Origin of the sequence: Methanobrevibacter sp. (genome assembly GCF_045603845.1) — an archaeon.
Lineage (GTDB): Archaea > Methanobacteriota > Methanobacteria > Methanobacteriales > Methanobacteriaceae > Methanocatella.
In genome coordinates this window covers 1-7,468 of record NZ_JAZUMY010000034.1, presented here as the reverse complement: position 1 = coordinate 7,468, position 7,468 = coordinate 1, and the positions used below count along the sequence as shown (strand labels likewise).

Below are 7,468 nucleotides of genomic sequence, written 5' to 3'. Positions count from 1 at the left end.
CACACTACCTGGACGCATCAAAAAAATATTCAAAACATATCGAGGACTATTAATCAGAATAACACTAAATAACATAAGATGGATAAAACGATGTGCAACAATCAACGAAAACTAAGCATCAGTACCAAAACGGACACTCCCATTATTCACAGCATATTTTCTATCTACACAAATCACACCGACTAAAAATGCATTAAATACATAAATAAAATTATTTATGAAAAAACAGATATTCTAAATATAATGAAGATTAAATCATGACATTGCATATTCATTATTTCTTTTAGAAAAAAAGACTTATATTATATATAAACTAAACTAATAATATGTTTAATTTTAACAATGAATATAAAGATATCATAGGTACAATTTTCCTGGCGTTAAGCATTATAATGCTGGGTTATATGTTAGTATCGCCATTCAATCAAATGATAATCCATATTGATGAATATTTTACTATTAGCGTGCTTAATTTTCCAATTACTGATTTGGCTTATGTTATTGCTCATGATGTGCACCCACCACTCTATTATTTACTTTTAAAAATAGCTTCAGATATTTTAACAATTTTTGGAATCGGATTTGATAAAATTTTCATATATAAAATTATGACAATCATACCTTATGCCATAATTCTTATTTTATCTGTTACTAAAATTAAAAATGAATATGGTTATTTCACTGCCGGACTGTTTGCTTTTTCAATGGCTGTGATGAGTGAATTTTTAGTGTACTATTCAATACTGAGAATGTACAGCTGGGCGGCATTATTTGTAGTATTGGCATTTCTCTATTTGAGAGATGTAATTGATAAAAATGATCGTAAATATTGGGCATTACTTACAATCTTTTCTGTTTTGGCCGCATACACACATTATTTTGCTGCAATTCCAATAGTTTGTATTTACATTTGCTTATTTATTTACCTTCTCCTAAATGATAAAGAAAAACTCAAATATTGGTTTATTTCAGCCATATGTGGAATAATACTATTTGCACCATGGATTTTTTCTCTGACAAGTCAATTAACATCCGTTAGTGAAGGCTACTGGATTCCTGAAATAACTTTTAATAACATAATAGGATTTTTAGGATATTTTGTAACACCTACCCGGAACTTCTACACCTGCATATTTTCAGTAGTGATATTTGTTGCAATCATAGTTTACACTGCCACAATATTTAACAGAATAGATAAAAAAGACAGGTTTTACATATTATGCGGACTTATTGCATATCTTGGAACAATAATTATTGGAACAGGCGTTTCAATTATGGTAAGGCCAATAATGGTGGACAGATACCTCTTGCCTTCAGCAGCAATTTTATGGTTTGCCATATCATTCATGATAGGCAAGATTGAAGCAAGAAAAGAATTCATAATCGTTTTTGCATTAGTTCTAATAATGATGGTGGCTGGAATAAGCCAGCTAAATTCTTCCAACGATTACTGGGGCACCGTAAATATGCATAGAGAAGCATTTTTTGATCAGATAAGTCAGGACAATGATTCAATAGTGATTAATGACGGCGGTAATAGAATGTTTTATATGGAGTTTTCAAATAAAACAGACATGTATCTGCTTAGTGATCAATATGAACTCTACGGATATAACCTGAGTGAACTGCACGATACGTTTGATTTTAAGGAAATCTCAAAAGATGAGCTTCCAAAATTAGTTAAAGAAAATCCGGATAAAAACATATACATCATATGTAGAAATACGGATTTCGACAAACATATTAAAACAACACCCGTTATAGACAAAGGTAACCCTATAATCCTAAAGGTTGCTTAAGAAATATAGGTTTTTAACCTATATTTTTATTTATTAACTAAAAAAATATTGAAATACCACATCAGCTAAATTGAAGAATCAATCAAATAATTGGCAAGATCATCTACATTAAATGTTTCTTTCCAAGTGAAAAACGTATATGTTTTATCTCCATTTACAAACCAATAGTTATTCCTATGGTCGCTGGTCACTGTTTTATAAACAGTAACATCACCTGTCGTGAAATTTGATAATGTAACATTCCTATTTTTTGTTTTGCAATAATCCGTGAAATTTTTCACATGCTTGGAAATATCTGTGTCATTGTAATACTCGAAATAAATTGAATCTAATCCGTTAGTTATTTTTGGGTATCCCTGTTCAGTGTAGCCTGCAAATTTGTAACCTTCAGGAAGTTTAAAATTAATTTCACCTACTTGAAGAGTTTCTTCTTGATTAATAATACCTGCATAAGTTAAAACAACAAAAGAAAACACAATTATGCAAACAATAAGTAAAATCAGAGATTTCTTATCCATAAACTCACCTCTTACATTAATATTTTTATTAACTTCTATTTAAATAATATGGCAATATATCAAATTGAATGAAAAAGCATTGGAAAATCTATTTAACCATAATAAATATAAATATATAATGGTGTATTGAAAATGAAGAATAAATTCAAATTTATTTCAATTCTATTCATACTATTTTTCATATCAATCTCATTCGTATCGGCGAGTGATTTTGATAACGAAACTATGAATCTAGCAGATAAGGACATTATCAGTGCCAATACTGATTATAAGAGTTTTACAGAATTACAAACTACACTAAACAATGCTGATGAGGGAGACATAATTATATTGAACGACAGCTACATAAATGATGTCTATTCTCATGCATATACACTGAACATTAACAAAGCCATTACTTTAGACGGTAATGGAAACACATTAGACGGTAACCAGATGGCAAGAATACTGAATGTCAACACAGACAACGTTGTTCTGAAAAACATAATATTCATCAACGGTAAGGATGACAACAGCGGAGCAATATCCTGGGGAGGAAATGGCGGAACTATAGACAGCTGTACATTCAGGGACAACACCGCAACATTATATGTCGGCGGAGCAGTGACATTTAACGGAAATGACGGCACAATCACAAACTCCAAATTCATCAACAACACCGCACCGAGCAGTGGCGGAGCTGTGCGTATCAACGGTGACAACTACATGATTGCAAACAATGAATTTGAAAGAAACTCAGCATACAATCTTGGTGGAGCAATGATTGTACTCGGTAACTGCCACAACATCACAAATAACATATTCACATCCAACTTTGCTAACAGCAGCGGTGGGGGATTGCGTATTGAAGGAAACAACTCCACAATAACGAACAACGTCTTCGACAGAAATGTTGCTCAGGTCAATTTGGGCGGTGCAATGATTTCTCTTGGTAACAATACCTACATTGCAGGTAACACCTACACAAACAACATTGCCGGAAGAGACGGGGGAGCAATCGATTTGGAAGGATATGTTATAAGTGAAACAGAAAGTATTCACGGATCAAACAATACTGTAATCAACAACACTTTCACAAACAATTCAGCTACCTACGGTGGTGGAATCAGTTTATACTGTAAGGAAACCTACATTATTGATAACATATTTAATGACAATTATGCATCCGAGCTTGGTGGAGCTCTAAGATGGGCCGGAGGAACTTCCACTTACGGAATCATTGTCAACAACACTTTCACAGACAACTCTGCAGACGTCAGTGGAGGAGCAATCTTTGCATCATTGAACAAAGCCACAATCAGCGGAAACACTTTCACAAATCATGTTTCAACCAACAAAAATGAACAGAGCGGCGGATCAGGCGGTACTATAACCATCCACGGATATGACAACATTATTACGGATAACGAATTTACAAACAGCACTGCGACAAGAAGCGGTGGTGCAATATATACTGAAGGAAGAAACGCTACTGTATCAAACAATAAATTCAAAGACACAAAAGCAGCAATTACCGGTGGAGCAATCTATGCTGAAGGAGATTCTGCAAAAATCATCGGAAATGATTTTGATACCACAACCATAACAAGCGACAATGGTGGTGCAATACGCCTTATCGGTAATGATGCGACAATAAGTGAAAACACCGTCAAAAATGCAAAAGCGCAAGGAAGCGGTGGAGCATTCTATCTGGATGGAAATTCACTGACTGTTTCAAACAACAATATTGACGGGTCTGCTGTAAACGGCGCAAGCGGTGGAGCAATCACCATCAACGGTAATGACAATAAGATTGAGAAAAATACCTTAACAAATACTCAGTCAAATCGTATTGGTGGAGCAATTTACTCAACCGGAAACAGTACAAACATCAATGGAAACATTTTCAAAAATACTGAAGCTGCAACAAACGGTGGAGCAATCTACTCAACAGGAAATGCTGCCGCAATAACAGGAAATGAATTTGAAAATTCCAAAGGACAATATGGCGGAGCAATCTACATACCAGGTTCCGATGCCACCATAGACAACAACAAATTCACAAACAACACTGCTACAACAAGCGGTGGGGCAATTTACGCTACAGAAAAAATCACGATTACAAACAATGAATTCAATGAAAACACCGCTACCTCAAATATGGGTGGAGCAATCAATTCAAACGGTGCTAACAGCGTAATTAGTGACAATACATTCAAAGGCAACACTGCCAACACTGGTGCTGCAATCGCATCCAACGGAAAGGAAACCCAAATAAAAGGCAACATATTTGAAAACAACCAGGCCAGCAGTAACGGTGGAGCAATAAGATTAGCAGCAGACAGCCAAGTAATTGATGACAACACATTTAAAGGAAATGTCGCTAAAGGTTTCGGTGCTGCAATCACTTCCAGCGGAAAGGAAATGCAAATTACAAACAACATATTTGAAAGTAATGACGCTAGCGGTAACGGTGGAGCAATAAGATTGGACAGTGGAGACAAAAGCGTTTTAGCCAACAACACATTCAAATTCAATACCGCAACAGGATTTGGTGCTGCAGCATATGTTCAAGGTGCTAATGTGACAGCTTCAGGAAACATTTTCACCAACAACAGTGCTGGAAGCGGTGTAAATGGTGGAGCACTAAGATGGAACGGTGATGATGCAAAAATTACCGGCAACACATTTAAAGGAAATACCGCAAACAGTGGTACTGCAATATGGGGTAATGGTGCCAATGCAGAAGTTACCGCAAACAAGATGATCAACAGTAAATCAGGAGACAATTCCATAAGATGGACTGGAGATAACCAAAACATCAAGGACAATATCTACACAGATTTTGATCCTGAAACAACACTTGTTATGAAGGATATAACTACCACTTATGGCGAATCCGCTAAATTAATAGCCACATTAACAAATAACGGTAATGTACTCGCCGGAAAATCCGTTACAATCACATTAAATGATAATGAAATTACTGCAACAACCGATTCTAAAGGTCAAGCAAGCGTTGACCTTAAGGATTTCAATACAGGAGAATACAAAGCAACTGCAAAATTCAAAGGCGACAGTGAATACAGTCCTTCAACTGCAACCGCAACCGCAACAATCAACAAAGCTCCAACACAAACAGATTTAACTTTAGATAAAGAGTTATACGCTGGAGACAGCATAATATTAACCGCTACTGTTAATGTAACTGAAGGAAATGTCACATTCTTTGTAGGTTCAGAATCCAGAACTTTACAATTGGTAAACGGTACAGCAACATTATCCATACCTGGTGGATTTATTGCAGGAACATATGATATTACTGCAACATATAACGGAGGAAGCAACTATCTAAACAGTTCCGATAACGGACAGTTAACAGTGAAAATGAATCCTACTTCAATAAACACATCTGATGTCACAGTCTATTCAGGAGGATCTGGGGAAGTTGTATTCACATTAGTTGACCACAACAATACTGCAATAGTGCAGGCCCCTATTGTTGTTTCATCTCCAAATCAGAACACTACATTAATAACTGATTCAGAAGGTAAAGTGAAATTCCCTCTTGAAAAACTTGAAGTGGGCACTTATCAGATAACTGCTGTTTATGCAGGTCTTGATGAAGTCTATCTCAATTCCACTGCCACTGCAACAGCCATTATTAAATCAACCATCGAATCAGACGATTTAACTGCAGATTACGGTAATGTTACATACAGTGCAAAATTCCTGGATTCTGAAGGAAAAGCTTTGGCAAAAGGAACCTATGTTTCATTTACCATTGTCGATGACGGATACAGAGCTCAGGTTGATGAAAACGGAATAGCTACAGTGACTATTGATAAAAACCATGGAAAATACACAATTACAAACATCAACACACAGACAGGTGAAGTGACTGAAAACAGCATCACAATCAACCAGGTTGCTACACAGACCACACTGACCGGTGCTGAAGACACACTACCTGGAAGAAACGTTACATTAACAGCTGAAGTCAACGCAACAGAGGGTATCGTAACATTTATCGTAAACAACGAAAGAACAGTTGTTAATTTAACTGATGGAAAAGCAACATTAACATTAAACAATGTTACCGAAGGAAAATACAGCGTGACTGCGCTATATTCAGATGAAAACGACAACTACCTCACAAGTCAGTCAGAAGCAAGCTTTAATGTGGAAAAATTAACTACAGAACTAAGTCTTGAAAACATAACAATCGATTACGGTGAAACTGCAAAATTAATAGCTACATTAACAAATAACGGTACTGCATTGGCCGGAAAAACTGTCACAATCACTTTCAACAACAAAGAAACCAATGCAACAACAGACGCTAAAGGTCAGGTGAGCATTGACATCAAAGATTTGAATGCTGATACATACACTGCAAGTGCAAAATTCAATGAAGACCTTGAATACAAATCATCCGATGCAACTGCAACAGTGACAATCAAACAGGTAGCAACACAGACCACACTAACAGGCGCTGAAGACACACTGCCTGGAAGAAACATGACATTAACTGCTGAAGTCAATGCAACTGAAGGTATCGTAACATTCAACGTCAACGGTAACGAAACTGCAGTTAATCTGACTGATGGTAAAGCAACACTCACTTTAAACAACGTTACCGAAGGAAACTACACAGTAACTTCAACATACACAGATGAAAACAACAACTACCTAACAAGCAAAGCAAATGCAAGCTTTGAAGTTGGAAGAATCACAACCAAACTAAGTCTTGAAAACGTAACAATTGACTACAGTGAAACCGCAAAATTAGTTGCAACTTTAACCTACAACGGTAAGGCATTTGCTGGAAGAAATGTTACAATTGCATTCAACGGTAACGAAACAACAGCTGCAACTGATGCAAACGGTCAAGTAAGCATTGACATAAAAGACATCAATGCAGACACATACCCTGCAACTGCAACATTTGAAGGTGACAATGACTACAAGCCGTCAGATGCAACAGCAACCGTGACAATCAAACAGGTAGCAACACAAACCACATTAACAGGTGCTGAAGACACACTACCTGGACGCAACGTAACACTAACAGCAGAAATCAACACAAACGAAGGAATCATAATCTTCAAAATAAACGATAAAGAAACACCAGTAAACATAACAAACAACAAAGCAACACTGACAATCGAA

The 7,468-nt window shown here is 36.2% G+C and carries 3 protein-coding genes; 2 read left to right on the top strand and 1 reads right to left on the bottom strand.

Annotated features, from left to right (window positions below; translation table 11 throughout):
- Window positions 1-326 precede the first annotated feature (326 nt).
- Window positions 327-1,799 (top strand): hypothetical protein, encoded by a 1,473-nt coding sequence (locus tag ACKI2W_RS03345; RefSeq protein WP_407379220.1) that lies wholly within the window; start codon window positions 327-329, stop codon window positions 1,797-1,799.
- A 65-nt stretch (window positions 1,800-1,864) separates the two neighbouring features.
- Here ACKI2W_RS03345 and ACKI2W_RS03340 read toward each other — a convergent pair whose 3' ends face one another.
- Window positions 1,865-2,317: a hypothetical protein gene (locus ACKI2W_RS03340; RefSeq protein ID WP_407379218.1), complete on the bottom strand. Its 453-nt coding sequence runs from the start codon at window positions 2,315-2,317 to the stop codon at window positions 1,865-1,867.
- Between the two features lie 132 nt (window positions 2,318-2,449).
- On the opposite strand from ACKI2W_RS03340, the gene ACKI2W_RS03335 reads away from it, so the two are divergent.
- A partial coding sequence (locus ACKI2W_RS03335; RefSeq protein ID WP_407379216.1) for a beta strand repeat-containing protein occupies window positions 2,450-7,468 on the top strand: 5,019 nt, incomplete at its 3' end.

Coding starts and splice junctions, on each gene's coding strand:
- ACKI2W_RS03345 (WP_407379220.1), top strand. CDS start 327: ATGTTTAATTTTAACAATGAATATAAAGATATCATAGGTACAATTTTC.
- ACKI2W_RS03340 (WP_407379218.1), bottom strand. CDS start 2,317: ATGGATAAGAAATCTCTGATTTTACTTATTGTTTGCATAATTGTGTTT.